Annotated in this window: 22 protein-coding genes; 15 read left to right on the forward strand and 7 right to left on the reverse strand. The window is 70.8% G+C overall.

Translation table 11 applies throughout. The features are described from left to right. Positions 1-58 precede the first annotated feature (58 nt). The gene (locus FHR82_RS04540) at positions 59-706 is read right to left on the reverse strand and encodes a FadR/GntR family transcriptional regulator (protein WP_446471753.1); all 648 of its coding nucleotides are present in this window, start codon (positions 704-706) and stop codon (positions 59-61) included. Positions 707-820: 114 nt separating this feature from the next. Here FHR82_RS04540 and FHR82_RS04545 point away from each other — a divergent pair, with 114 nt between their 5' ends. From FHR82_RS04545 to FHR82_RS04560, 4 genes are all read left to right on the forward strand, one after another. After that, positions 821-2128, forward strand: a complete 1308-nt coding sequence (locus tag FHR82_RS04545) for an ABC transporter substrate-binding protein (protein WP_184808923.1) — start codon at positions 821-823, stop codon at positions 2126-2128. Between the two features lie 100 nt (positions 2129-2228). Beyond that, a complete protein-coding gene (locus FHR82_RS04550) occupies positions 2229-3077 on the forward strand; it encodes a carbohydrate ABC transporter permease (RefSeq protein WP_221463283.1) in 849 nt (282 codons plus the stop codon). A gap of 61 nt (positions 3078-3138) precedes the next feature. Next, positions 3139-3960, forward strand: coding sequence for a carbohydrate ABC transporter permease (locus FHR82_RS04555; RefSeq protein ID WP_184808925.1), 822 nt, complete (start codon positions 3139-3141; stop codon positions 3958-3960). A 47-nt stretch (positions 3961-4007) separates the two neighbouring features. Continuing rightward, positions 4008-5978, forward strand: coding sequence for an alpha-galactosidase (locus FHR82_RS04560; RefSeq protein ID WP_184808926.1), 1971 nt, complete (start codon positions 4008-4010; stop codon positions 5976-5978). Here the strand turns inward: FHR82_RS04560 and FHR82_RS04565 are convergent. Beyond that, on the reverse strand, positions 5971-6951 hold the full coding sequence (locus FHR82_RS04565) for a lactonase family protein (RefSeq protein WP_184808927.1): 981 nt from the start codon (positions 6949-6951) through the stop codon (positions 5971-5973). The genes FHR82_RS04560 and FHR82_RS04565 overlap by 8 nt on opposite strands. Positions 6952-7025: 74 nt before the next feature. Here FHR82_RS04565 and FHR82_RS04570 point away from each other — a divergent pair, with 74 nt between their 5' ends. Genes FHR82_RS04570 through FHR82_RS04590 form a run of 5 tightly spaced genes read left to right on the forward strand, consistent with a single transcriptional unit; the run spans position 7026 to position 14212 of the window. Further along, entirely contained in the window at positions 7026-9146 is a 2121-nt protein-coding gene (locus FHR82_RS04570; protein WP_184808928.1) for a DUF8189 domain-containing protein, read from the forward strand. A gap of 22 nt (positions 9147-9168) precedes the next feature. Continuing rightward, entirely contained in the window at positions 9169-9870 is a 702-nt protein-coding gene (locus FHR82_RS04575) for an SDR family NAD(P)-dependent oxidoreductase (protein ID WP_221463284.1), read from the forward strand. Between the two features lie 12 nt (positions 9871-9882). Beyond that, positions 9883-11034 (forward strand): galactonate dehydratase, encoded by a 1152-nt coding sequence (gene dgoD / locus FHR82_RS04580; protein ID WP_184808929.1) that lies wholly within the window; start codon positions 9883-9885, stop codon positions 11032-11034. Next, the gene (locus FHR82_RS04585) at positions 11031-11915 is read left to right on the forward strand and encodes a DUF4380 domain-containing protein (RefSeq protein WP_221463285.1); all 885 of its coding nucleotides are present in this window, start codon (positions 11031-11033) and stop codon (positions 11913-11915) included. Before dgoD ends, FHR82_RS04585 begins: the two co-directional genes overlap by 4 nt. Then, a complete protein-coding gene (locus FHR82_RS04590; RefSeq protein WP_184808931.1) occupies positions 11912-14212 on the forward strand; it encodes a glycosyl hydrolase family 95 catalytic domain-containing protein in 2301 nt (766 codons plus the stop codon). Before FHR82_RS04585 ends, FHR82_RS04590 begins: the two co-directional genes overlap by 4 nt. On the opposite strand, the gene FHR82_RS04595 is transcribed toward FHR82_RS04590, so the two are convergent. The 3 genes from FHR82_RS04595 to FHR82_RS04605 all read right to left on the reverse strand — a co-directional run bounded on the left by FHR82_RS04595 (position 14188) and on the right by FHR82_RS04605 (position 17886). Continuing rightward, entirely contained in the window at positions 14188-14649 is a 462-nt protein-coding gene (locus FHR82_RS04595) for a hypothetical protein (RefSeq protein WP_184808932.1), read from the reverse strand. The two genes, FHR82_RS04590 and FHR82_RS04595, sit on opposite strands and share 25 nt — an antisense overlap. A 74-nt stretch (positions 14650-14723) precedes the next feature. Next, positions 14724-15305: a pyridoxamine 5'-phosphate oxidase family protein gene (locus tag FHR82_RS04600; RefSeq protein WP_184808933.1), complete on the reverse strand. Its 582-nt coding sequence runs from the start codon at positions 15303-15305 to the stop codon at positions 14724-14726. A gap of 193 nt (positions 15306-15498) precedes the next feature. Further along, positions 15499-17886, reverse strand: coding sequence for a Tex family protein (locus tag FHR82_RS04605; protein ID WP_184808934.1), 2388 nt, complete (start codon positions 17884-17886; stop codon positions 15499-15501). Positions 17887-18055: 169 nt separating this feature from the next. Here FHR82_RS04605 and FHR82_RS04610 point away from each other — a divergent pair, with 169 nt between their 5' ends. The 3 genes from FHR82_RS04610 to FHR82_RS04620 all read left to right on the forward strand — a co-directional run bounded on the left by FHR82_RS04610 (position 18056) and on the right by FHR82_RS04620 (position 20772). Beyond that, positions 18056-18529: a MarR family winged helix-turn-helix transcriptional regulator gene (locus FHR82_RS04610; RefSeq protein ID WP_184808935.1), complete on the forward strand. Its 474-nt coding sequence runs from the start codon at positions 18056-18058 to the stop codon at positions 18527-18529. A gap of 12 nt (positions 18530-18541) precedes the next feature. Further along, a complete protein-coding gene (locus FHR82_RS04615; protein ID WP_311770868.1) occupies positions 18542-20140 on the forward strand; it encodes a DHA2 family efflux MFS transporter permease subunit in 1599 nt (532 codons plus the stop codon). 83 nt (positions 20141-20223) lie between these two features. Further along, complete coding sequence (locus FHR82_RS04620; protein WP_184808936.1) at positions 20224-20772, forward strand: hypothetical protein; 549 nt, start codon at positions 20224-20226, stop codon at positions 20770-20772. A gap of 1 nt (position 20773) precedes the next feature. Here the strand turns inward: FHR82_RS04620 and FHR82_RS04625 are convergent, their stop codons facing one another. Continuing rightward, entirely contained in the window at positions 20774-21817 is a 1044-nt protein-coding gene (locus FHR82_RS04625) for a WD40/YVTN/BNR-like repeat-containing protein (protein ID WP_184808937.1), read from the reverse strand. Between the two features lie 99 nt (positions 21818-21916). Here FHR82_RS04625 and FHR82_RS04630 point away from each other — a divergent pair, with 99 nt between their 5' ends. Both FHR82_RS04630 and FHR82_RS04635 read left to right on the forward strand, forming a co-directional pair. Beyond that, positions 21917-22411, forward strand: coding sequence for a PH domain-containing protein (locus tag FHR82_RS04630; protein ID WP_184808938.1), 495 nt, complete (start codon positions 21917-21919; stop codon positions 22409-22411). Next, on the forward strand, positions 22408-23904 hold the full coding sequence (locus tag FHR82_RS04635) for a PH domain-containing protein (RefSeq protein ID WP_184808939.1): 1497 nt from the start codon (positions 22408-22410) through the stop codon (positions 23902-23904). The genes FHR82_RS04630 and FHR82_RS04635 overlap by 4 nt, the downstream gene beginning before the upstream one ends. A gap of 17 nt (positions 23905-23921) precedes the next feature. Here the strand turns inward: FHR82_RS04635 and FHR82_RS04640 are convergent, their stop codons facing one another. Next, positions 23922-24671, reverse strand: a complete 750-nt coding sequence (locus tag FHR82_RS04640) for a 23S rRNA (adenine(2058)-N(6))-methyltransferase Erm(C) (protein ID WP_184808940.1) — start codon at positions 24669-24671, stop codon at positions 23922-23924. Between the two features lie 211 nt (positions 24672-24882). Here FHR82_RS04640 and FHR82_RS04645 point away from each other — a divergent pair, with 211 nt between their 5' ends. Further along, complete coding sequence (locus FHR82_RS04645; protein WP_184808941.1) at positions 24883-25902, forward strand: NAD(P)/FAD-dependent oxidoreductase; 1020 nt, start codon at positions 24883-24885, stop codon at positions 25900-25902. Positions 25903-25961: the final 59 nt, after the last annotated feature.

Consider the following 25961-nt stretch of genomic DNA (forward strand, 5'->3'; position numbering starts at 1 on the left):
CCGTGAAAGACGCGTTCGGGACGTTGAGTGTCCCGAACGCGTCCTTCAGGGCGTTGGTCTAGCGGGCGTTCTTCAGGTCCTGCATTGACTGGTCCACCAGTGCGCGCATCGCTCGTTCGGCGGCGTCCGGGTCGTGGGCGGTCACGGCCTCGAGGACGGGGCGGTGGCTGGGGACCGGGTCCGACGGGTTGGCGTGGTGGACGAACTTGTCGCGTTCCGCGAGGCCGATCGCGATGATCTGGGCTATCTGCGCCAGGAAGTCGTTGTGCGTGGCCAGCAACAGCCTGCGGTGGAAGGTGATGTCGGCCGCCACCGCCGCGTCCACACCGTCCGCGGCCGCCATCGCGTCCAACGCTTCGGACAGGGCCGCGATGTCCTCGTCCGTCGCGCGTTCCGCCGCCATGCGGGCCGCCGCCGGTTCCACCACCGCTCGGACCTCGGTGAGCTGGTCGAACAGCGCCGGGTCGGCCGAGGTCGCCGTGTGCCAGCGCATCACGTCCGCGTCCAGCATGTTCCACGACGTCCTCGGCTGGACGAACGTGCCGCGCTTCTGCCTCGCGTCGATCATGCCCTTCGCGGTCAGGACCTTCAGTGCCTCGCGCAGGGCGGTCAGGCTCAGGTCCAACTCGGCGCGCAGGGTGGGCAGGTCGAGGATCGTCCCCTCGGGGTACTCGTTCGACATGATGCGGCTGGCCAGGGTCTCCACGGTCTGACCGTGGATGCCGCGCGGCCGGTGCTGGGACAACTCTCTCGACTCCCTTAAGTCGTAAATTACGAATACATCTTGACAGTGGAGACACCCGGTTGCAACCTTGTGCGCATGTCCCAACGGAGTGATGCGGGCCTGAGCAGAAGGCGGTTCCTGCGGAACGCCGGCCTCGCCGGGCTCGGTGTCGTGGGCGCGGGCCCACTTCTCAACGCGTGCGCGACCTCGGCCTCGTCCGGCCCGGTCACGCAGACCGGCGGTGCGGTCACCGTCCAGTCCAACCTGTCCGCCCCGGCGGCCAAGAGCGCGATCGACGCGCTCGTCACGGCGTTCAACGACCGCGGCGGTGCGTCGGCGTCGGTGAACACGGTGGCCTCCGAGACGTTCCGGACCCAGCTGCCAAGCTATCTCACCTCGGCGAACCCGCCCGACACCTACACGTGGTACCCGGGCTCCCTCCTCTCCGGCTACGCGGAGAAGGGCCTGCTGCTCGACGTCGGCGACGTCTGGCAGACGATGGGCGACTACAGCGAGGCCTTCCGCACGCTTTCCAGTGACGGCAAGGGCAAGCAGATCTTCGTGCCCACCACCTACTACTGGTGGGGCATGTTCTACCGGAAGTCGAAGTTCGCCGAGTGGGGTGTCACCCCGCCGGCGAACTGGACCGAGTTCCTCGCCCTCTGCCGGACGTTGCAGGGCAAGGGGATCGCGCCGATCGGGCTCGGCGCCGGCGGCAACACGCCGTGGATCGCGTCCGGCTGGTTCGACTACCTCGACATCCGGATCAACGGCGCCCAGTTCCACCGCGACCTGCTCGCCGGCCGCAAGCGCTTCGACGACCCGAAGGTCAAGCAGGTCTTCGCCACGTGGATGGAGGCGCTGCCGTACTTCGACCCGAGCGGCACCGCGGTCGCCTTCCAGGACGCCACCACGTCGCTGCTGCAGGGCCGCACCGGCATGCTGCTGATCGGTGCGTTCTTCGCCGACTCGGCGCCGAAGGACGCGCTCGGCGACATCGACTTCTTCCAGTTCCCGATCGTCGACCCGGCCGTGCCGGTGGCCGAGGAAGGCCCCACGGACGGGTTCTTCGCCAGCGCCAGGACTCCGCGCAAGGCGGAGGTGGCCGAGTTCCTCACGTACGCGGCCACCGCCGAGGGCCAAGACGTCTACATCAAGGCCTCGACCGGCACGGTCCTGCCGACCAACCCGGGCGCGAAGGACTCCGGCACCGGGCTGGTCACCAAAGGGCGCAAGCTGTTGCAGGACGCCAAGGAGCTCACGCAGTTCTTCAACCGCGACTCCTCCGACGCGCTGCAGCCGACCGCGGACTCCGCGCTCGTCCGGTTCATCCAGAACCCGAACGAGGTCGACTCGATCCTCACCGACTGGCAGTCGGCCGCGGAGAAGATCTGGAATGCCTGAGACCGGCAGCGCCACTGCCCTGAAAGACGCCTTCGGGACACTCAACGCCCCGAAAGCGTCTTTCAGGGCACGTCGGCCGGTTCGTCGCCGGGTTCCGCCGGTGTTGCTCTTCTTCCTGCTCGTGCCGCTCGCGGTCGAGGCGTTCTGGGTGTTCTGGCCCGCGCTGCAAGGGTTCTGGCTGTCGCTCACGAACTGGGACGGCGTCTCGCCGCCGACGTTCGTGGGGTTCGGGAACTTCTCGGAGCTCCTCGGCGACCCGATCTTCCGGGACTCCGCCCTCAACACCCTGATCTGGCTGGTGCTGTTCGGCGGGCTCTCCGCGGTGGGCGGTCTCGGCCTCGCCCTCCTCCTGCAGCGGGAAGGCAAGGGCGTCGGCTTCTACCGGGCCGCACTGTTCACACCGGTCGTGTTCTCACTGGTCGCCACGTCGCTGATCTGGCAGGCCCTGTACCAACCGGACGGGCTGCTCAACCAACTGCTCGGCGGCCTGGGCCTGGAGAGCTGGCAGCACGCCTGGCTCGCCGACCCCGACACCGCGCTGTACGCCGTGCTCATACCGGCGTTGTGGCGGCAGGTCGGGTACGTCATGGTCCTGTACCTCGCGGGCCTGAAGGGCATCGACCCGTCGCTGTTCGAGGCGGCGAAGATCGACGGCGCCGGCCGGTGGCAGCAGTTCCGGTTCGTCACGTGGCCGCAGCTGCGCAGCGTCAACTCCGTGGTCCTCTCGGTGATCATCATCGACTCGCTGCGGTCGTTCGACGTGGTGTGGTCGATGACCAAGGGCGGGCCGTACCACAGCTCCGAGCTGCTCAGCACGTACATGTACGCGGAGGCGTTCCAGTCGCTGCGGCTCGGGTACGCCTCGGCACTCGCGGTCGTGATCTTCGTGCTCGCGTTCGGCGTGATCGTGGCCTACCTGGTCCGCGCGTTCCGGGAGGATGACCAATGAGCGGAGCTTGCGGAGCGAATCATCAGGCACCGTGGCCGTTCGGAGCCTGCGAGGAGCGGCCATGAAACTGCGCCGTGACATCGGTTTCCACGCGGTCGCCGGGACGCTCTCGATCCTGTGGCTCCTGCCGATCGCGCTCGTGCTGCTGACCGCCATCCGCACGTTCGACGACATCGCGTCCAACGGGCTCGGCGCGATGCCCTCCTCGTTCAGCCTCGACTCGTTCGGTGCGGCGTGGCACGCGGGCGGCCAGTCGCGGGCCATGGTGAACAGCCTCCTCGTCACCGTGCCGACGGTGGTGCTGTCCCTCGCGCTCGCCGCCGCGGCCGCGTTCGCGTTGAGCCGCTACGACATCCCGTTCCGCCGCGCGATCATCCTCCTGATGCTGGCGGGGAACCTGCTGCCACCGCAGATCCTGCTCGTGCCGGTGTCGAAACTGTCCGAGCTGCTCGGGATCTACGACACGCTGCCCGCGCTCATCGCTGTGCAGGTCGGTTTCGGGCTCGGGTTCTACACGTTCGTGCTGCAGGGCTTCATGTGGGCGATCCCCGACGAGATCCAGCAGGCCGCGACGATCGACGGCGCGGGCGTGGTCACGATCTTCTGGCGGATCATCCTGCCGATGACCCGGCCCGCGCTGGCGGCGCTGTCCGCGCTCGCGTTCACGTGGATCTTCAACGACCTCCTGTGGGCGATCACCGTGCTGCGCACGGGCACGGTCATGCCGGTGACACCGGCGCTCCTCGGCCTGCAGGGGCAGTACGTGTCCAACTGGAACGTCATCGCCGCCGGTTCGGTCATCGCCGCGATCCCGACGGTGGCGGTGTTCCTGCGGTTCCAGAAGCACTTCATCTCCGGGCTCGCGGTGGGGGCGGTCAAGTGAGCGGATCCTGCGGAGCGCACCAACAGCAGTGCAGCTGGACCCACCGGATGGCGACCACCACGTACACGGTCGCGGTCGGCGAGAACTGGCCGGAACTGGTGGCGTGGGGGCCGACAGGAGTCGAGGACGGGCCCTCGCCGCTGGCCAACCACGGCCGGGTGCACTTCATCACCGAGGCGGACGCGGCACCGGTCGAGTACGCACCCCGTGGCACGCGGCCGTTCTCCGGCGCCGACCTCGTGCTGGCAGAGGACTCCTGGTGGCGGTTCGCGGACGCCACCGACGACCGTCTGACCTATGTGGACGGCGTGACCGGCGTGGAAGTCGTGCTGTGCTACGAGCCGGTGCCGGACACCGACGTGCTGCTGCGGTGGGTCGAGCTGACCAACCGCGGTGACGCGCCCCTGTCCGTCGAACGGTTCGGCTCGGCCGGGTTCTGCGTGCCCACGAACGGTGCCCGCCTCACGTTCCTCTCTGGACAGTGGGCGCAGGAGTTCCAGCGCCAGACGGTGAACCTGCCCGCGGGCAGGTTCCGCATCGGCAGCCGCTACGGCGTGCCCGGCCACAACTACGCGCCCTGGCTCGCCGTGCAGGACGCGACCGGTGGTCAGGCGTGGGGCCTCTCGCTGGCGTGGCCCGGTTCGTGGGAGATCGACGCCGAGGTCGACCCGACCGGCATGACCCGCGTCCGCGCAGGCCGCCTGCCACACCCGGGTCCGCTGGTCGTCGACCCCGGCGCCACCTTGACCTCCCCGAAGGCGGCGCTCGCCTACAGCGCGGAAGGACTCGACGGCCTCGCCCGCGTGTGGCACGCCTACGAGCGCGTGATCACCCGGCAGCGCACCAGGCCGGTGCTCTACAACTCCTGGGAGGCAACGGGTTTCGACGTCGACGCGGCCGGCCAGCTCGCGCTGGCGAAGGTCGCGGCGGACGTCGGCGCCGAGCTGTTCGTGGTCGACGACGGCTGGTTCACCGGCCGCCACGACGACACCGGTGGTCTCGGCGACTGGACCCCCGACGAGTCCGCGTTCCCCGGCGGGTTCGGCGGGTTCGTCGACGACGTCCGCGCGCTCGGCCTGGACTTCGGGCTGTGGGTGGAACCCGAGTCGGTGAGTCCGAAGTCGCGGCTCTACGCCGAGCACCCCGACTGGGTGTACCGGGTCGACGGCCGCCCGCTCACGTTGATCCGCAACCAGCTGCTGCTGAACCTCGGCCGCGAGGACGTGCTGGAGTTCGTGTGGTCGATGCTCGACCGGCTGCTGAGCAGCCATCCCATCAGCTACCTGAAGTGGGACATGAACCGCCCGGCGACCCCGCGCGGGCCCGGCGTGTCCGATCTGGACGGTGCGCACGTCCGCAACTACCTGGAGGTGCTGACACGGCTGCGGGCCGCGCACCCGGACGTGCTCGTCGAGGCGTGCGCGGGTGGCGGCGGCCGGACCGACCTCGCGACGATCGCGTTGTCGGACGTGGTGTGGCCCAGCGACAACACCGCGCCGCTCGACCGGTTGTCCGTGCAGGACGGGTTCCTGCTCGCGCACGCCCCGCACCTGATGAGCAGCTGGGTCACCGACGCGCCGGGGATCTTCGACGCGCGGCCGCGGTCGCTGCGGTTCCGGTTCGTGCTCGCGATGGCGGGTGTGCTGGGCATCGGCGCGGACGTGTCGCGGTGGACGGCCGCGCAACGAGATGAAGCAAGGGACCTCGTGGCGCGCTACAAGGAGATCCGCGAGGTCGTCCACACCGGTGAGGTGCACCGGCTGCCGGACGCCGTGCAGTACGTGACACCGGAGACGACCGTGGTGCTGGCGTGGAACACCGGCGCACTGCCCGGCATCCCGGAGGTGCCGGGCCGCCCGGTTCGCCTGCCGTTGACGGGATTGTCGACAGGTTCCCATGTGGACAGGGAGTCAGGCGCGCGGTACTCCGCCGCGCACCTGACCCACGTCGGCCTGCCCGTGCACTGGACGCGGGACCACGACGCGGACGTCGTGGTGCTCGACCATGTCGCTACCTGACGAGCACGCAGGTCGGCGTCCCCGTGGGATAGCTGACCTGCTCGCCGCCGCCCACCGGGAACGCCACGAGCGCGTCGCCCTTCTGCGCGGCCACGTACACGGTCCCGCCGGCGATCGCGAAGTGGCGCGGGAACGCGCCGCTCGGGTGGTCGGCCAGCGCGACCGGCTTCTCGCCGGAGATGTCGAACTCCGTGACGACGTCCGGGTTCCGGTTCGACAGGTACAGCTTCTCGCCGCGGATCTCCAGGTGCGCCACCCAGTTCGGCTCGTCGCCCGTCCACGGCTCCGTGGTCGCGGCCACGACGGTGACCGGCTCGAACGACCCGGGCATGGTCTCCCGCACCACGACCAGCGTGCCCGCGACCTCGCCCGCCACGTACGCGAGGTCGCTGCCGGGCTTGCGGTGCAGCTGGCGCGGCCCGGTGCCCGGCGGCATCGCCGAGATCGACAGCGGGTCGAGCTTGCCGTTCTCCGCCAGTTCGTAGCCGCGGATCTCGTCGGTGCCGAGGTCGACGACGTTCACGATCCGGTCCCGCACGACCGCCATGTGGACGTGCGCGGCCTCCTGCCGTTCGGGGTGCGGGCCGCTGCCCTCGTGGCGGACCAGGTCCGTCTGCCCGGTGATCGTGCCGTCCTCGGCCAGCGCGAACACCGACAGGCTGCCGCTGGAGTAGTTGCTGCACAACAGGTGCCGCGCGTCGGCCGACACCACAAGGTGGCACGGGTCCGCGCCGCCGGAGGAGATCGTGCCGAGCACCTCGAGGTCCGTCGAGACCGTCGTGATCTCGCCGTCGCCCAGCTCGTTCGTCGCGTAGACGACGGGTGCGCTCGGATGCGCGGTCAGCCACGACGGCGACGCCAGCTCCAGCGTGCGGTCGGGGGTGAGCGCACCGTCCGGCGAGCGGCGGAACGTGCTGATCCCGGCGCCGTTGCCGCCGGTGGCCGCTGTGTAACTGCCAACCCAGACATCCATGCGGTCACCGTATCCCATCGACGAAACATCAACTCGTAATTTAGTATTTATTCAACCGACGAAAGGTGTTCGGCATGCCAAGACCCCTGCTGACCGTGGCTGCTGTCGCCCTCACCCTCGCCGCGACCGTCGCCTCCCCGGTGGCCGCCGCCGCGCCCCGCGCGCCGATCGAGCACGCGGGGTTGGACCAGGGTGCACCGACGTACTACGACTCGGGCGCCGCCCGCACCCCGTACATGGGCTGGAACTCCTACTTCGCCGTCGGCGCCGCGTCCGAGGAGAAGGTGCTGGGCGTGGCCGACTTCCTGGTCTCCAGTGGTCTCGCGAAGGCCGGCTACGACATCGTGTGGATCGACGGTGGCTGGAACGCCAACCCGCCGCGCGACGGCGCTGGGCGGCTCGTGCCCGACCCGGCCCGCTTCCCGTCCGGGTTCCACGCGCTCGTGGACACGTTGCACGCCAAGGGGCTCCGCGCGGGCATCTACACCGACGCGGGTGCCTGGGACGGCGTGAACTGCGCGGCAGGCAGCGGCGGTGGCTACTACGAGGCCGACGCGAAGCAGTTCGCCGACTGGGAGTTCGACGCCATCAAGATCGACTTCCTGTGCGGGATCGCGCAGAACATGGACCCGGCCGTCGCCTTCACCCAGTTCAGCGCCGCCGTGCGGAAGGCGGGCCGCACGATGATCCTGAACCTGTGCAACCCGGTCACCGACGAGTGGGGCGTGCCGCACGGCCCGCACCAGGTGGCGGGCATCGCCTACACCTACGGCCCGCGCGTCGGCGACTCCTGGCGCACCAGCACGGACGTCGCGTTCGGCACGCCGTACGAGGGCATCTGGCGCGACGTGCTCCGCAACATGGACCGCAACGCCGCCCACCCGGGTGCGCAGGGGCCGGGGCACTACAACGACCCCGACTACCTCATCCCCATGCGGAAGACCGAGCAGGGCACCTACGAGCTGAACGAGGAGGAGTCGACCACCCAGCTCGTCATGTGGTCGGTCATGGCCTCGCCGCTCATCATCGGGTCGGACCCGCGCACGCTGCCGCAGTCGATGATCGACACCCTGAAGAACCCGGAGATCATCGCCGTCGACCAGGATCCCCTTGCCGTGCAGGGGGTCCGGATCGCCTCGGCAGGCGCCACGGACGTGTACAGCAAGGTCCTGTCCCGTGACGGCGAGCGGGCCGTGGTGCTGCTGAACCGCGGCGAGGCGCCGACCGAGATGACCGTGAACTTCGCCGACGCGGGCCTTCACGGCACGGTCGCGGTGCGGGACCTCCGGGCCCGGGCCGACCGCGGCACCGCGACGGACTCCTACACGACCACGGTGCCCGCGCACGGCACCGCGTTCCTGAAGCTGCGCGGCGAGACGCTGGTGCCGGGCACGGACCTCGGCGGCGACACGTCGGCCAGCCCGGCGCTGGTGCGGTGGGACGACAGCAGTGCCGCGGTGTTCGCCCGCGGCGCGGACGGCGCGCTGCGGCAGAGGTCCATGGTGGACGGTCAGTGGCGGAACTGGACCACGCTCGGTGGCCCCAAGGGCGGCAAGATCCTCGGCCAGCCCGCCGCGTTCGCGAGCCCCGGCCGGATCGACCTGTTCGTCCGCGGCACCGACAACGCCGCCTACCAGCGGACGCTCACGAACAACCGGTGGGGCGGCTGGCGCTCGCTCGGCGGCACGCTCACCGACTCGGTGTCGGTCGCGTTCACCGGGCCCGATCAGTGGACCCTCTTCGGACGCGGTGGCGACGGTCGCGTGTGGACCAGGGAGCGCACGTCCGGCTGGACCTCGATCGGGTCGCCGGACAACCTGCCGGTCTACGGCCGTCCCGGCGCGGCGACGGTCAGCGCGGGCACGTTCGTCTCGGTCCGCCACCAGGACGACTCCGTGTGGTACCGGCAGAAGACCGCGAACGGCTGGTCGGCGTGGACCTCGCTCGGCGGCGTGATCAGCGGCAGCCCGACGCTCGTCGAGAGCGCGGACCGCGTGTACCTGTTCGCGCGCGGCAGCGACTACACGCTCTGGCAGCAGAACTTCGCCGACGGTACGTGGGGTGGCTGGTTCAAGCGCGACCAGTACGCCAGCAACAGCATCGTCGGCGCGGTCGGTGCCGCGGAGGGTGAGAACGGGTCGGCGTGGATCGCCGTGCGCGGTCCGGACGACGGAGTTCATCAGGTGGTTGTGTGAACGGAGCTTGCGGAGTGAACCCTTGACGCAGCGGAAGTGTGCGGTGGTGACGGGCGCGGCGGCCGGGATCGGCGCCGCGACCGTCACCAGGCTGGTCGCCGACGGCTACGAGGTCGTCGGTGTGGACATCGCCGATCTGGCACCCGCCGGGCACGTGCATCCGGTGGTCGGCGACGTGTCCGATGAGGACACCTGGCGGTCCGTCGTGGACAGCGCGGCTCCGTTCGGTGGTGTGACCGCGTTGGTGAGCAACGCGTTCGCGGTCACCGTGAAGCCGTTGCACGAGCAGGACCGGGCCACGTGGGACCGGCAGCTGGCGGTGAACCTGTCGGCCGCCTACCTCGGGTTCCGGGCCTGTCTGCCGACCTTGCGGGCCGCCGTGCTGGTGTCGTCGGTGCACGCGAAGTTCGGGCTGCCGGGGCATCCGGCGTACGCGGCGACCAAGGGCGCGCTGGTGTCGCTCGCCCGGCAGCTCGCCGTGGAGTACGCGCCGGAGGTGCGGGTCAACGCGGTCCTGCCGGGGCCGGTGCTGACCGCCGCGTGGGACCACGTCAGCGGACCGGACCGGGAACGCAGCGCCCGCGCCACCCCCTCGGGGCGGCTCGGGGACCCGGCCGAGGTCGCGTCGGCCATCGCGTTCCTGCTGTCGGACGCGGCGTCCTTCGTGACCGGCGCGGAACTGCTCGTCGACGGGGGCTGGTCGGCGGCGAAGGACTCGTCCTGAGGGGGACATCCCATGAAGATCACGAACATCGAAACGTTCCTGGTGCCGCCGAGATGGCTGTTCCTCAAGGTCTCGACGGACGAGGGGATCGCGGGCTGGGGGGAGCCGGTCGTCGAGGGCCGGGCCGAGACCGTGCGTGCGGCCGTGCACGAGATGGCCGACCTGGTCCTCGGGCAGGACCCGCTGCGCATCGAGGACCACTGGCAGGTGCTGCGGCGCGCCGGTTTCTACCGCGGTGGGCCGGTGCTCTCCAGCGCGTTGTCCGGGTTCGACCACGCGTTGTGGGACATCGCGGGCAAGGTCCGGCAGGCGCCGGCGCACGAGCTGCTCGGCGGTCCGGTGCGGGACAAGGTGCGGGTGTACTCGTGGGTCGGCGGCGACCGGCCGCACGGCATCCACGCGGCGGTGTCCGCGCAGGTCGCGGCCGGGTTCACCGCGGTGAAGATGAATGTGGCAGGCCCGATGAACGCGATCGCGTCGCCCGGGGAGGCGGCCGCCGCGCTCGACCGGGCCCGGGAGGCACGGGACGCGCTCGGGCCGGACCGGGACCTCGCCATCGACTTCCACGGCCGCGTCTCGCCCGCGATGGCGCGGCGGCTGGTGCGGCTGCTCGAAGAGGTCCAGCCGATGTTCGTGGAGGAGCCGATCCCGCCGGAGCTGAAGGGCCCCGCGCTCGAGTCGGTCGTCAGGGCGTCGACGCTGCCGATCGCGCTCGGCGAGCGGCTGTACTCGCGGTGGGACTTCAAACCCGTGCTCGACGCGGGTGTCGCGGTGGTGCAGCCCGACCCGGCGCACGCGGGCGGGATCTCGGAGCTGCGGCGGATCGCGGCGCTCGCCGAGGTGTACGGCGCCGCCCTCGCGCCACACTGTCCACTCGGGCCGATCGCACTGGCGGCGAGCCTCCAGGTCGCGTTCGCGACGCCGAACTTCCTGATCCAGGAACAGAGTCTCGGCATGCAGTACCACGACGGCGGCGCCGAGCTGGACAGCTACCTCGTCGACACGTCGCCTTTCGCCTTCGTCGACGGGTATGTCGCGCGGCCGACCGGGCCGGGGCTGGGCATCGAGGTCGACGAGGCCGCGGTCCGGGCAGCGGACGCGGTGGGCCACGCGTGGCGGGCACCGGTGTGGCGGCACGACGACGGGGGCCTGGCGGAGTGGTGACCTGGCTCGACAACGGTGCCGTGCGCCTGGGGTTCGTGCCCGCGCTCGGCGGCCGCCTGCTGTCGTTCCGCTACCGGGACACGGAACTGCTGTGGCGCAATCGGTTGCTCCTCGACGACGACCTCGCACCCGTCGGCGAGCACGTGCTCGCGCCGAACCACGGGCGGATGGGGGACTGGGTCAACTACGGCGGAGACAAGACCTGGCCCGCGCCGCAGGGCTGGGACGGGCCGGACCAGTGGGCGGGCCCGCCGGACCGGGTGCTGGACTCCGGCCCGTACACGGTGGACCTCACCGACGGCGTGACCATGACCTCCGGCGCCGACCCACGCACCGGGTTGCGACTGACCCGCCGGTTTTCCCTGTCCAGCAACGGTTATGTGCTCAACCTGACAGCTGTCAACCTCAGTCGCCGGCCGGTGCGGTGGGCGCTGTGGAACGTCACGCAGTTCCCCGGGGGCGGCGACGTGCACGTGGCGCTGCGGGACCACCCGGACCCGGTCGTCGACCTCGTCGCGGGCACCGGCAACCCGCGCTGGTCCCGGGTGGGCTCCCGGGCGCTCGTGCCCGCGCAGGACGTGGTCGGCAAGCTCGGCTTCCCCGGCGCCGCCGGGACGCTGTCCTACGAGCGGGACGACCTGCGGACCACGTTCACGTTCGACGTCGACCCCGCCGCCACCTACCCGGACCTCGGTTCCCCGGTCGAGGTGTGGCTCGAACACCCCCTGCCGGAACCCCTTGCCGCGCTGGGCGGGCTCGACCCGCCTGCGCACATCGTCGAGTGCGAGGTGCTCGGTCCGCTGACCGACCTCGCACCCGGCGCCCGCACGTCTCTCCGAATCACCGTCGCTGTTGATGTCACTGTCGAGGAGCTTGGATGACCACCCGTCGCTCGTTCCTGCAACTGACCGGTGCGCTGGGCCTCGGTGCGCTCGCGCTGCCGACGTTCACCGCCCACGCCGCTCCGGCGAGACCCACCGCGAACCCCCTGGCCGCCGACCCGACGACGCTCTGGTATCCCGCACCCGCCGACGAGGCGAAGATCATCGAACAGGGCCTGCCCGTCGGCAACGGCCGCCTCGGCGCGCTCGTCGGCGGTGACCCGGCCAGGGACTTCCTGTACCTGACGGACGTCAGCCTGTGGACCGGCGGGCTGAACGACGCGCTCGACGGCGACGGCCAGTTCCCGTACGACGGCCGGTTCGGCACGTTCTCGTTGCTGGCCAAGCTGTACGTCGAGCTGCCGGGCCACACCGGTGTCACGGACTACCGCCGTGCGCTCGACCTGAGCAACGGCATCGTCACCGCGTCGTACACGCGGAACGGGCACCGCTACCGGCGTGAGGTCTACGCGAGCCACCCCGACGACGTGGTGATCGTCCGGCTCACCGGCCCGGACCTGACCGGCGCGATCACGTTGGCCGGTGCCCACGGCGAGCCGGTCGTCGGCGACGCACCGCACACGGCCGCCGTGTTCACCGGCTCGTTCCCGAACCGCCTGGCCTACAGCGGTGTCGTGACCGCCTACAGCCCGGACGGTGCCGTCGCGGTCGAGGGGAACAAGCTCGCGTTCCGGGGCTGTTCTGACCTCGTCATCGTGTTCTCCGGCGGCACCAACTACGTGCCCGACGCGTCCGCGGGCTTCCTCGACCCCGCCGTCGAACCGGCCGCCGTCGCGCTGGCCAAGGCCGCCGTCCGCGACTCCGGTGACGCCCTGCTGCACACGCACGTCGCCGACCACCGGTCCCGCTACGACCGCCAGCAGGTCCACCTCGGACAGTCCACACCGGAACAGCGGGCCATGGACACGTGGTCCCGGCTGCGGGCCCGCGCCGCCACCGACACCCCCGACCCGGAGCTGGAGGCCGCGTACCTGCAGTTCGGCCGGTACCTCACGATCACCGGCTCCCGCGACAGCCTGCCGATCAACCTGCAGGGCCTGTGGCTGGCGGACAACAACCCCGACTGGTACAGCGACTACCACACCGACATCAACGTCCAGATGAACTACTGGCTCGCCGACCGGGCCGCGCTGCCGGACAGCTTCGACGCGTTCGCCGACTACTGCGCGGCGCAGCTCCCGGCATGGACGAACCAGACGCAGGCGCTGTTCCAGGACCCGCGCAACCGCTTCCGCAACACGAACGGCCGCGTCGCGGGCTGGACGATCGCGTTCTCCACCAACATCTACGGCGGCAACGGCTGGTGGTGGCACCCGGCGGGCGGCGCGTGGCTGTGCCAGTCGCTGTGGCAGCACTACGAGTACACGATGGACCGCGCGTGCCTGGCGAAGATCTACCCGCTGCTGAAGGGGGCGTGCGAGTTCTGGGAGGCGCGGCTCGTCGACACCCCGGACGGGCTCGTCGACGACCACGACTGGTCACCGGAGCACGGGCCGCAGGACGCGCGCGGCATCAGCTACGCGCAGGAGATCGTGCACGACCTGTTCGGCCACTACCGCATCGCCACCGACACGCTGCGCCGCGACCAGTCCTACGGCCGCCGGATCTCCGCGCTGCGGGAGCGGCTGTACCTGCCGGCGGTCAGCCAGAAGACCGGGATGCTGCAGGAGTGGATGTCGCAGGACGACCTGGGGGAGACCACCCACCGGCACCTGTCGCCGCTCGTCGGGTTCTTCCCCGGCGACCGCATCACGCACGACGAGTCACCGGCCGAGCTGCTCGACGGGGTCCGGCAGCTGCTGATCACCCGCGGCATGGAGAGCTTCGGCTGGGGTTGTGCGTGGCGGTCGGCGTGCTGGGCGCGGCTGTGCGACGCGGACCGCGCCTACCGGTTGCTGCTGACGGTCATGCGCCCGTCGGTCGACTTCGCGAACGGCACCGCGCCGAACCTGTTCGACATGTACAGCTTCGGCGACCGCGCCATCTTCCAGATCGACGCGAACCTCGGCGCGCCGACGGCGATGCTGGAGATGCTGCTGTACTCGCGGCCGGGTGTGATCGACCTGCTGCCCGCGCTGCCGTCGGCGTGGCCGTCCGGCCGCGTGACCGGCATCGGTGCCTGCGGCGGGTTCACGGTCGACCTGACGTGGCGGGACGGCCGGGTGACGACGGCGGTGGTGCGCAGCGTCGGCGGCACGGAGACGGAGGTGCGGGCGGGTGAGTGGTCCCGCACGATCCGGTTGCGGCGCGGTCAGTCGGTGACGTTGCGGCCCTGAAGTCGGCCGGAAGCTGCCATGCCCACCGGGGTCGCCGGCCCGTGCCACTGCCCCGGTGGGGTGCGCACGTCGCTGAGCCAGGCGCGCACCTCGGGCTGGTAGAGCATGACGATCACGGCGAACCCGAGCGCGAGGTTGGTGATCCCGGCCGCCGACCCGGTCAGCAACGACATCAGCCCACCGGCCATCGACAGCCCTTCGACGACGATGACCGGGTAACGCGCCCAGGGGGTGCGCAGCACCAGGAACAGCGCACTCACGGCGAGCACGATGGACGCGAGCAGCGCGAAGCACACGACGGCGTACAGCAGCCCGGCTTCGGGTTGCCCGCCGAGCGCGTACAGCAGCACGGCGCCGCCGAACACGTTGAGGATGATCTGCACGAACAGGATCGCGAGGACCAGCCACAGGTAGTTCGGCAGGACGCGTCTCACCATGGTTCGCACGCTGCCAGGCGCGGCGGCACCGGCACAAGTGCGGTCCATGCCGGTGAGCGCCGGCCGCGCGACGGTTACGACGTCCGGGCGGGCAGTGGCACCGGCAGGCCGGGCAGCCCGTCGATGCTGGCCACGTTGGTGGGCTTGCCCGCGCAGTAGGCGGCGAACTCGTCCTCGGACTTGCGGCCGAAGTGCTGCGCGTGCTGGGTCCGCTCCTCGCGGTAGTCCATGAACGGCACCGCGAACCCGCAGCTGTCGCTCACCATGACGGCCTCGATGAGGATGATCGCCCGCGCGCCGGGCCCGTCCGCCCCGGCGAAGTGCGGGATCAGCTCGTCCCAGCGCGGGTCGTCCCGGAAGATCGGCGTCCCGCGCCCGTGCACCCTGAGCACCTTCGGCGGCCCGGTGAAGGCACACCACATCAGCGTGACGCGCCCGTTCTCCCGCAGGTGCGCGATGGTCTCGGCGTGGCTGCCGCCGAAGTCGAGGTAGGCGAGCGTGTGCTCGTCCAGCACGACGAGCGTCCCGTCCCTGCCCTTGGGCGACAGGTTGACATGCCCGTCCTCCGACAACGGCGCGGACGCGACGAAGAAGACCTTCTGTTCTTCGATGAACGTCCGCAGCCGTGGTGTGATCCCCTCGTAAACCTTCCCCATGCCCGCCAACCTACCTGGCGGGGAAGGGTGGGGTCGTGCCCGATGACCTCGGCTGACGTCTCTCGGGTGGCGGGGGCATTGCCAGGTCGACGGGATGGCAGCCGGTGTCCTGAAAGACGCTTTCGGGGCGTGGAGTGTCCCGAAAGCGTCTTTCAGGGCGTTGCCCGTTCGGTTCCCGGCAGCACCTCGAAGGTCACTTGGGTCGGTACCCGGCTCGCCGCAGGGCATCCGCCATCGCGCCACCGGCGCCCGACTGCTGCTGCCCCCGTCGCTGCTGGCCACCACCGCCACGTGACTGGCCGCCACCCGACTGGCCACCGCGCTGCTGGCCGCCGCGCGGCTGACCGCCACGGGCCTCACGCGGCTGCCGAGGTCCGGCGGGCTCCTCCTCCAGCCGCAACGTCAGTGAGATCCGCTTCCGGGGAATGTCCACCTCGAGCACCTTCGCTCGCACGATGTCCCCGGACTTGACCACCTCACGCGGGTCCTTCACGAAGTTCCGCGACAGCTGCGACACGTGTGCGAGCCCGTCGCAGTGCACGCCGATGTCGATGAACGCGCCGAACGCGGCCACGTTCGTGACGACACCCTCCAGCACCATCCCCACCTTCAGGTCGTTCAGCGTGTGGACGGCGTCGTTGAACGTCGCCGTCTTGAACGCCGGGCGGGGGTCGCGGCCCGGCTTGTCCAGCTCCGCCAGGATGTCCGTCACCGTCGGCAGGCCGAACTTCTCGTCCACGTAGTCGGCTGGGCGCAGCGACTTCAGCGTCTTGGAGTTGCCGATCAGCGATGCCAGTTCCACGCCCGTCGACGACACGATCCGGCGCACCACCGGGTACGCCTCCGGGTGCACGCTCGACGAGTCGAGGGGGTCCTCGCCGTCGCGGATGCGCAGGAAGCCCGCGCACTGCTCGAACGCCTTCGGGCCCAGCTTCGGCACCGTCCTCAGCGACGTGCGGGAGCGGAACGGGCCGTTCGCGTCGCGGTGGGCGACGATGCTCGCCGCCAGCGAGCCGCCGATGCCCGACACCCTGGTCAGCAGCGGGATCGAGGCCGTGTTCAGGTCGACGCCAACGCCGTTCACACAGTCCTCGACGACCGCGTCGAGCGAACGGGACAGCTTGGTTTCCGAGATGTCGTGCTGGTACTGGCCGACGCCGATGGACTTGGGGTCGATCTTCACCAGCTCGGCCAGCGGGTCCTGCAGGCGCCGGGCGATCGACACCGCGCCGCGCAGGGACACGTCCATCGACGGCAGTTCCTGCGACGCGTACGCCGACGCCGAGTACACCGAGGCGCCTGCCTCGGACACCATCACCTTCGTGAGCTTGAGTTCCGGGCTCTTCGCCAGCAGTTCCGCCGCCAGCTTGTCCGTCTCGCGGGACGCGGTGCCGTTGCCGATCGCGATCAGCTCGACGTTGTGCGCGCGGGCGAGCGCGTGCAGCTTCACCAGCGACTCGTCCCAGCGCTTCGCGGGCGCGTGCGGGTAGATGGTGTCGGTCGCGACCACCTTGCCGGTCGCGTCGACCACCGCGACCTTCACACCGGTGCGCAGGCCAGGGTCCAGGCCCATGGTCGTGCGGGTGCCCGCGGGGGCGGCCAGCAGCAGGTCGCGCAGGTTGGCGGCGAACACGCGCACCGCCTCGTCCTCGGCCGCCTGCCGGAGCCGGGCCCGCAGGTCCACGCCCAGGTGCACGATGATGCGGGTGCGCCAGGCCCAGCGCACGGTGTCGGTGAGGAACTTGTCCGCCGGTCGGCCCTGGTCGTCGATGCCGAACCGGGCCGCGATCCGCGCCTCGTACTCGGACGGGCCAGGCGGCTGCTCTTCGTCCCGGTGCGGGTCGAGCACCAGCTCCAGCATCTCCTCCTTCTCACCGCGGAACATCGCGAGGATGCGGTGTGAGGGGAGCTTGGTGAACGGCTCGGAGAAGTCGAAGTAGTCGGCGAACTTGGCGCCCTCGGTCTCCTTGCCTGCCCGGACCTTGGCGACGAGACGCCCCGTGTCCCACATGCGCTCGCGCAGGCCGCCGATCAGGTCGGCGTCCTCGCTGAACCGCTCGACGAGGATGTCGCGCGCGCCCGACAGCGCGGCCTGCGCGTCCGCGACGCCCTTGTCGGCGTCGACGAACACGGCCGCGGCGGCCTGCGGGTCGGTGTTCGGGTCGCTGAGCAGGCCCTCGGCGAGTGGTTCGAGACCTGCCTCGCGCGCGATCTGTGCCTTGGTGCGGCGCTTGGGTTTGTAGGGGAGGTAGATGTCCTCCAGGCGCGCCTTGGAGTCGGCGGCCATGATCTGCCCGGCGAGCTCGTCGGTCAGCTTGCCCTGCGTCCTGATCGAGTCGAGGACGGCGGCGCGGCGCTCCTCCAGCTCACGCAGGTAGCGCAACCGTTCTTCGAGGGTGCGGAGCTGCGCGTCGTCCAGTGCGCCGGTGACTTCCTTGCGGTACCGGGCGATGAACGGGACGGTCGAGCCGCCGTCGAGCAGCTCCACGGCCGAGCGCACCTGGCGCTCGGCGACGCCGATTTCCTCGGCGATGCGCAGGAAGACGGAGGGGGGAGTGGCCGTGGCTGTCACGGCGAGCATTCTGCCCGGCACCCCCGACAAGACCGATGGACGGGGGTTGCTTCGGTCCGTACACGACCGGTTGCTGGTTGCTATGCGTAGCAGGCGATCGCCGGAGTTACGCCAAAAGCGGAGTGAGACGCCAGGCACAGTCACTTGCAGTTAGTTGCGTCGGTGCGATCATTGTACCGTGCAAGTAACGCCGCTCTCCTCCGTCGAGTCTGTCACCGATCAGGTGATGGATTGTCTCGCGCGGCTCAAGAAGAGCGGTGAGGCGCACATATTGGGTGTCGCCAAAGGACTCGATCTGTCATTCTCCCAAATGCGTGCACTGTTCGTGCTCTCCGACAGCCAGGGGGAACTGGCTGTTCACGAGCTGGCCGGACTGCTCGGGCTGTCGATGGCGACCGCCGGGCGAGCTGTCCAGGCACTGGCCAGAGCCGAGATGGTCACGCGCAGGGAGGACGACCACGACCGCAGGGTCAAGCGCGTCCGCCTGTCCGAGCACGGCCGGCGCTTCGTCGGCGGTCTCCTCCAGGCGCACCGCGAGGCCGTGCGTGAGTGTCTCGAGTCGCTGAGCGACCACGAGCGGGAGCAGCTTTCACGGGCATTGGCGCCACTTCTCGCTCGGGGGGACCTGCCCACCACCACTTCTGGCTGCTAGAGGGGATTTCTTGTGACTGAGGTGCTCCCGCCGACGCCGTCGGCGGCAGGCGGTGCGGGCTCGGACAAGCTCGACCGCAGAATCCTCGCCATCGGGTCGGTCGTCGTCCTCGGCGCGATCATGGCGATGCTCGACATCACCGTGGTCAACGTCGCGATCGACCACCTGATCGGCGAGTTCAACACCACGCTGAACACCATCCAGTGGGTGGCCACGGGCTACACGCTGGCACTCGCGACCGTCATCCCGCTGAGCGGGTGGGCCGCCGACCGGTTCGGTACCAAGCGGATCTACCTGATCGCCGTCTTCCTGTTCATGGTGGGCTCCGCGCTCGCCGGCATGGCGTGGTCGGTCGAGTCGCTGATCCTGTTCCGTGTGCTGCAGGGTCTCGGCGGCGGCATGCTGATGCCGCTCGGCATGACGATCCTGACCAAGGCGGCGGGCCCGGACCGGATCGGCCGCGTGATGTCCGTGATCGGCGTGCCGATGCTGCTCGGCCCGATCGTCGGCCCGATCCTGGGCGGCTGGCTCGTCGACGACGTGTCGTGGCGCTGGATCTTCTTCATCAACGTGCCCGTCGGCATCGTGACGCTGCTGCTCGGCATGAAGATCCTGGAGAAGGACGAGCCGCGGCCGGCGGAGAAGCTCGACGTGCTCGGCCTGCTCCTGCTGTCGCCGGGTCTCGCCGCGCTGATCTACGGCCTCGCGCAGGTCCCGGCGCACGAGGGCGTCGGCCACCCCGAGGTGTACCTGCCCGCGGGCGTCGGCGCGGTGCTGGTGGCGACGTTCATCTGGCACGCGTCGCGCACCGAGGGCGCGCTGATCGACCTGAAGCTGTTCCGCGACCGGGGGTTCGGGATCGCGGCGGTGACGATGATCCTGTTCACGGTCGCGTTCTTCGGCGCGATGCTGCTGCTCCCGCTGTACTTCCAGCAGGTGCGTGGTGAGGGCGCGCTGGCGGCCGGTCTGCTGGTGGCCCCGCAGGGCATCGGTGCGATGCTGATGATGCCGATCGCGGGTCTGATCGTGGACCGGATCGGCTCGGCACGCATCGCGCAGCTCGGCATCGTCGTGATCGTCGGCAGCATGGTGCTGTTCACCCAGCTGGAGGGCGACACCACCTACATGGCGATCGGGGCCGCCCTGTTCGTGATGGGCATCGGCATGGGCATGACGATGATGCCGATCATGTCCGCGGCCTTGAAGACGCTGCGGCAGAAGGACGTGGCCCGCGCCTCGACGAGCCTGAACATCATCCAGCAGGTGGCCGCGTCGATCGGCACGGCGCTGCTGTCGGTGCTGCTGTTCAACGAGGTCAAGGAGAAGCTCGCGCCGCTGGCCGCGAACGCGCCGGCGGGCACGCCGGCACCGGACGTCGCGACCACGTCGATCGGCGACCTGCCGGAGCCGGTCCGCTCGCAGATCGCGGACCTGATGTCGGAGGCGTACTCGTCCACGTTCCTGTGGGCGCTGGTACTCCTGGCCGTCGCGTTCGTGCCCGCGCTGTTCCTGCCGCGCGGCAAGACCGTCTCGCCGGCTCCCGAGCCGCCCGCCGACGTGCTCCCCGAGGGCGCCGAGGCACCGCCGGTCATCGACGAGCCAGCGCGCTAGCCGTACCGCCATCGAAGGGCACCTTCAGGACAAAGTCCCGAAGGTGCCCTTCACGGCGTTCCCGGACCGTTTACTCTCCCCGCATGGACGACAAGACGGCCGATGTCACAGTGCTGCGGCGTGAGGTGCAGGCACTGCGGCACCGTATGCACCAGCTGGAGGTCGCCCTGTTCCGCGCGGTGGTGGCCGTCGGCGCGGCCGCGCTCGTGCTCGGCTACTTCCTGCCGTTCCTGTCCGCGACCGAGGAGGCGAGCAGCTCGGACGAGGACGAGACGATCGCGCTGATCCCCGCGATCGCCGGTCTCGCGGACGCCGGTGACGGCCCGTTCAGCGGTGAGGCGGCCATGGCCGCTGTGGTCGTCGGCGCGTTCGTCCTGGTCATCCTGGTCGCGTTGATCGCGCTGGTGCAGCTGTTCCGCGACCGGGTCAGCCCCCGCACGGTCCGGTTCACGCGGGTCTGCGGCATCGTCCTGCTCGTCGTGTGCGGGCTGGCGTGGCTGCTGGTGTTCGCCCTCGCCGGTCACTCCGAGGGCCGGTCGAGCGCGTTCTCCCCGGCCACCCTGTCGATCACGGTCGGTGGCGCCGCGACCCTCCTGGCCGCGGCACTCCACCCCGCCGACTGGCGCGACTGACTCAGCCCAGCGTCAGCGCACCCACCGCGCCCTTCGCGCCGGACGCCCAGCAGGCGCCGTCACGGGTGCAGTCCACCGAGTCGAAGCTGCCGTCGTGGAACTGGCGCCAGTGGCGGCCGCCGTCGACCGACACGTCGCTGCCGGTCGGGCCGACCGCGATCAGGACCGTGGGCAGGAACGGGTGGTAGGCGACCCCCGACCGGTAGCCCGCGGGTGCGGTCTCCGGCTCCCGCCACGTCTTACCGCCGTCGCGGGTCAGCGCCAGCGCGTCGGCGCCGGAGGTCGGGTTCGCGTAGTCGCCGCCGATCGCGATGCCGGTGCGCGGGTTGCGGAACGCCACCGCGAACACGCCCGCGCTCTCGCTGCTGGCCAGCGGCGTCTCCGACGCGGTCCACGTACGGCCGCGGTCGGAGGAGTGCAGCACCCGCGCCACGGTCGAGCCGCCGGTCGCGAGCCACGCGTCCTTGTGCCCGGCCACCGTCACGCACTGGCCGCTCGCCGAGAACTGGTACTCGCCGGGCAGCGCGGGCGGGAGCCCGGTGACGCGGGCCCACGTGCGGCCGCCGTCCGATGTGGTCAGCACGCGGAACTCGCCGTCGACCGGGTCGCCGACCGCGAGCCCGTTGCGGGCGTCCCAGAACGCGACGCAGTTGTAGAACGCGGCCGGTTCGGTGTTGCGGAACGTCTCCGTCCACGTGCGACCGCCGTCGGTGGTCCGGTAGATCCGCGACGACTCGCCAGGGCCGATCGACAGCGCGACCGCGGTCCTCGCGTCGAACGCCTCGATGTCGCGGAAGTCGAGGTCCTCGGTGTCCGGTGGGCCGACCCGCGCCCAGGTCCGGCCGCCGTCGACCGTCCTGAGCACGGTGCCCTTGGTGCCGGACACCCACGCGACGTGCCGGTTCACCGCCGACAGACCGCGGAACTGGGCGTCCGTGCCGGAAGGCAGCAGCCGCCAGGTCAGCGCGGTCGCGCTCGCGGTGGTCGGGACGGTGAGGAGTGCGGCCAGGACCAGCAGGGAGATCATCAGCGCACGCTTCTTCATGACCCGCAACCTAGCCGGACATATCCACCGATGGAATGACACGGAACCGGTCTCCAGGCCGACGTGGGCGCATTGTCCTGGTAAGTACCGTGACGCCCCATGGAGGCACAGGTGCGGTTGCGGCCGCCGACGAACATGGTCGACCCGCGGGCGAAGAGGTACTGGATGGCGGGGGAGGCGATCTCCAACGGGGTCGTCACGCTGGTGCTGGGGTTGCTGGCCTTCCTCATCGAGCCCGCGAGGCCGTGGCTGCTGCTCGCACTGGGGGTCGCGCTGCTCATCGGCATCCCGTACATGATCATCATGCCGATCTGGCGGTTCCGCGTGCACCGCTGGGAGATCACCGAGGACGCCGTCTACACCCGCTCCGGCTGGCTGTGGCAGGAGTGGCGGATCGCGCCGATGTCACGCATCCAGACCGTCGACACCAAACGTGGGCCGCTCGAACAGGCGTACCGGCTCTCGAGGGTGACCGTGACGACCGCGTCGGCCGCCGGGCCGCTCACCATCAAGGGGCTCGACCACGAGGTCGCGGCCGACCTCGCGGAGAAGCTCACCGAGGTGACGCAGGCCAACCGGGGTGACGCGACGTGATCGCGCTCGAGGACGGCTGGCAGCGGCTGCACCCCCGCACGGTCCAGGTCACCTCGCTGTGGGTGGCCGGGATCGCGGCGGGCATCGCGGTGCCGTTCGTGCTGGGCTTCGCGAGCGCGGCCGGGCTGGGCCTGATGCTGCTGATCGCGGCGGGCGGGATCGTGCTGGTGACCGGCATCGCGGCGGTTGCCGACCTGATGCGCTGGCGGCACACCGCCTACCGGGTGACCGACGAACGGGTGGAGGTGCGGTACTCGTGGGTGCTGCACTCGCACCGGTCGGTGCCGAGGGACCGGGTGCGGACCGTCGACCTGGTGAGCGACCCGGTACAGCGCATGTTCGGCGTGGCGAAGCTGAAGATCGGCACCGGTCAGCAGACGTCGGAGTCCAGCCACGTGACCCTCGACCCGGTCGGCAAGGCGGAGGCCGAGGTGCTGCGCAGGGAACTGCTGCGCAGGGCGGACAGCACGGAGTCCGCGGAGTCGGACGGCGACGAGATCTCAAGCCTGAGCTGGCGCTGGATCCGGTACGCGCCGGTGTCGGTGACCACGCCCATCCTCGGTGCGGCCGCGTTCGGTGCGGTCATGCAGGTGTCGGAGTGGTTCCAGTTGCAGGGCGCGGTGTTCACGACCGTGCGCGACCTGTTCGGCGGACTGTCGATCATCGGGCTGATCGCCGTCCTGGTGGCCGCCGCGATCGTGGTCGGCGTGATCGGCTCACTCGGGCTGTTCGTGGAGATGTGGTACGGCTACTCGCTGCGCCGCGAGGACGGCAACCTCGTGATGTCGCGCGGCCTGCTCAACACGCGGTCCCTGACGCTGGAACGGAGCAGGCTGCGCGGTGTCGAGGTGGTGGAGCCGCTCGGGGTGCGGGTGATGCGGGCCGCGCGCGTCGACGTGATCGCGACCGGCATGCGGCACCGGGCCGAGGACGAGAACACCGACCCGAAGACGCTGCTGCCCGCCGCGCCGTTCGACGTCGCGCGCCGGGTGGCGGCCGAGGTGCTGGGCTCGGAGGCCGCCACGGCGACGGCGGTCACCGGTCACCCGCGTGCCGCGCTGTGGCGGCGGGTGCGGTGGGGTCTGTACAGCGTGCTGGCGTTCACCGGCCTGCTCGCCGTGCTGGGTCTGCTGCTGACCGACGTGCTGCTGCACCTGGCGTGGATCCTCGCGGTGGTGCTCACGCCGGCCGCGGTGTTCCTGGCGTTCGAGTCGTACCGCAACCTCGGGCACGGTCTCGCCGAGAAGCACCTCGTGGCGCGGTTCGGCGTCGGCTCCCGGCGGACCGCGGCGCTGCTGCGGTCCGGCGTGATCGGGTGGACGATCTCCTCCTCGCCGTTCCAGCGGCGCGCGGGCCTGGTCACGGTCAAGGCGACGACCGCGGCCAGCCGGGGCGCCTACCCGGCGTACGACGTTGGCCTCGACGACGGGCTGCGGTTCGCCGACGAGGCCGTGCCCGGGTTGCTCACGCCGTTCCTGGAACCACGGCGGTGACGCCGGCCTCCTGAGCGTCACGGCATGCCGCGCGGAGGGCTGACGTTCCGGTCCGTCGCAAGGGTTTTCGCCAGCGCCAGCCACGTGTCCGTGGTGATCTCCGGCGCCGGGTCGTCGCCCAGCAGCCGCTGGGTGATCCGCGGTGGTGCCACGCCCCGCAGCGCCACCCGTGCCGGTGACCCTGGCCGCCGGTGGGCCGCCGACAGCAGCGCCCACAGGATGGCCGACACCCTGCGGTCCACGTCGGACCGGCGCCGGACCCCCAGGTGCGCGGCGTCCACCCGGGGCGCCGGCGTGAAGCACCCGGCCGGGACGCGTCGTCGCATGGTCAGTGCGAAGCGGCACGACCACCACGCCGACTCGGCGTCTCGTGGTCGTGCCGCGGTCAGCCGTTTCGCCAGTCCCCACTCGACCACCAGCTCCGCGCGGCAGAAGCCACTCGCGGCGGGGGTGAGCAGGCGGCGCAGCAGTGGCGTCGACACGGCGAACGGAATGCTTGCCACCACGGCGAAAGCGCGCCGCGGCAGCCGGACCGTGCGCAGGTCGTCGTGCACCACCCGCACGTGTGGGCGGTCGTCGAAGCGGCGGCGCAGGCCGGCCACGAACCTCGGGTCGCGTTCCACCGCCAGCACTCGTGACCCGGTGCGGGCCAGCGGCGCGGTGATGGTGCCGGGGCCCGCGCCGAAGTCGATCACCAGGTCGTCCGGGCCCAGGTCGGCCGCGGCCACCAGGGACGTGATCACGCGGCCGGAGGACAACAGGTGCACACCGGAAGAAGACGCGGCGGAACGCCGCGAACGGGAAGACATGAGTGCCTGGCTCCAAGCCGGAGAAACGAACGTGGGCTGCTTGGAGACAGCGGCGGGCGAACGCCGTCAGGAAAGAGGGAGAACCGCCGCTGTCAGCGACGGCGCAAACGTATCGACGCACTCATGCCGCCCACGTTAGTGAGCGCGGCAATCGAATTAAGCTCACCGCATGGTTGACGTCCTGGTCATCGGTGGCGGTATCGCGGGTGTCTCGATCGCGTGCGAGCTGGCCGCCGACGTGCGCGTGCTGCTCGTGGAGGCCGAACCCGAACTGGCCCGCCACACCACCGGCCGCTCCGCGGCCATCTACGCGCCGAGCTACGGCGGGCCGGTCGTCCGCGAGTTCACCCGGGCCAGCGAGCACCTCTTCGGCGACGGCGTCCTCACCCCGCACCCCGCGCTGTGGATCGCGGTCGACGACGAGGGGGTCGACCACCTCGGCGAGATCAGCGGCGACGGGAGGGCGGAACCGATCACCGCGCAGCAGGCCGTCGAGATGTGCCGGGTCCTGCGCCCGCCGCTCGCCGCCGCCGTCGACCGGACCGCCCAGGACATCGACGTGATGGCGCTGCACGCACGGTACGTCCGTGACCTGAAGAGCCGGGGCGGGGAGATCCGGACCGGCACCCCCGTCACCGACCTGCGCCGTGACGGTGCGGGCTGGGTCGCGGGCGGGATCAGGGCCGACGTCGTGGTCAACGCGGCCGGTGCGTGGGCGGACCGGGTCGCGGCCATGGCCGGGGTGCCGCCGATCGGGCTCGAGCCGAAGCGCCGCACGATCGCGTTCGTGCCCGCCGAGGCCGACCCGATGTGGCCGATGGTGGCCGACGCCGCCGACCGCTTCTACTTCCGCCCGGAAAGCGGTGGCCTGCTGGTCTCCCCGGCCGACGAGACGCCGAGCGAACCCTGCGACGCCAGGCCGGACGAGGTCGACGTCGCGCTGGCGCTCGAGCGGGTCAACGCCGCCACCACGCTCGGCCTGCGGACCGTGCGCACCGCGTGGGCGGGGCTGCGCTCGTTCGTGGCCGACCGCGAACCGGTCGTCGGCGCGTGGCCGGACCACCCGGGGTTCGTGTTCTTCGCCGGACAGGGTGGTTACGGCATCCAGATGGCCCCCGCGCTCGCCCGTACGGGTGCCGACATCGTGCTCGGGCGCACCACAGCCCCGGCGATCATGTTGCCGAGGTGACAAGACAACTAGTATCTGTCTCGCGGATCTCTGCAGGTAAGTCTTGGCCTGATCAGCAG

Source organism: Actinophytocola algeriensis (assembly GCF_014203735.1).
Lineage (GTDB): Bacteria > Actinomycetota > Actinomycetes > Mycobacteriales > Pseudonocardiaceae > Actinophytocola > Actinophytocola algeriensis.

What these genes read in the sequence shown, in the direction of transcription:
- FHR82_RS04545 (WP_184808923.1), top strand. Translation starts at nt 821, where the DNA reads ATGTCCCAACGGAGTGATGCGGGCCTGAGCAGAAGGCGGTTCCTGCGG.
- FHR82_RS04555 (WP_184808925.1), top strand. Translation starts at nt 3,139, where the DNA reads ATGAAACTGCGCCGTGACATCGGTTTCCACGCGGTCGCCGGGACGCTC.
- FHR82_RS04560 (WP_184808926.1), top strand. Translation starts at nt 4,008, where the DNA reads ATGGCGACCACCACGTACACGGTCGCGGTCGGCGAGAACTGGCCGGAA.
- FHR82_RS04565 (WP_184808927.1), bottom strand. Translation starts at nt 6,951, where the DNA reads ATGGATGTCTGGGTTGGCAGTTACACAGCGGCCACCGGCGGCAACGGC.
- FHR82_RS04570 (WP_184808928.1), top strand. Translation starts at nt 7,026, where the DNA reads ATGCCAAGACCCCTGCTGACCGTGGCTGCTGTCGCCCTCACCCTCGCC.
- dgoD (WP_184808929.1), top strand. Translation starts at nt 9,883, where the DNA reads ATGAAGATCACGAACATCGAAACGTTCCTGGTGCCGCCGAGATGGCTG.
- FHR82_RS04590 (WP_184808931.1), top strand. Translation starts at nt 11,912, where the DNA reads ATGACCACCCGTCGCTCGTTCCTGCAACTGACCGGTGCGCTGGGCCTC.
- FHR82_RS04595 (WP_184808932.1), bottom strand. Translation starts at nt 14,649, where the DNA reads ATGGTGAGACGCGTCCTGCCGAACTACCTGTGGCTGGTCCTCGCGATC.
- FHR82_RS04600 (WP_184808933.1), bottom strand. Translation starts at nt 15,305, where the DNA reads ATGGGGAAGGTTTACGAGGGGATCACACCACGGCTGCGGACGTTCATC.
- FHR82_RS04605 (WP_184808934.1), bottom strand. Translation starts at nt 17,886, where the DNA reads ATGCTCGCCGTGACAGCCACGGCCACTCCCCCCTCCGTCTTCCTGCGC.
- FHR82_RS04620 (WP_184808936.1), top strand. Translation starts at nt 20,224, where the DNA reads ATGGACGACAAGACGGCCGATGTCACAGTGCTGCGGCGTGAGGTGCAG.
- FHR82_RS04625 (WP_184808937.1), bottom strand. Translation starts at nt 21,817, where the DNA reads ATGAAGAAGCGTGCGCTGATGATCTCCCTGCTGGTCCTGGCCGCACTC.
- FHR82_RS04630 (WP_184808938.1), top strand. Translation starts at nt 21,917, where the DNA reads ATGGAGGCACAGGTGCGGTTGCGGCCGCCGACGAACATGGTCGACCCG.
- FHR82_RS04645 (WP_184808941.1), top strand. Translation starts at nt 24,883, where the DNA reads ATGGTTGACGTCCTGGTCATCGGTGGCGGTATCGCGGGTGTCTCGATC.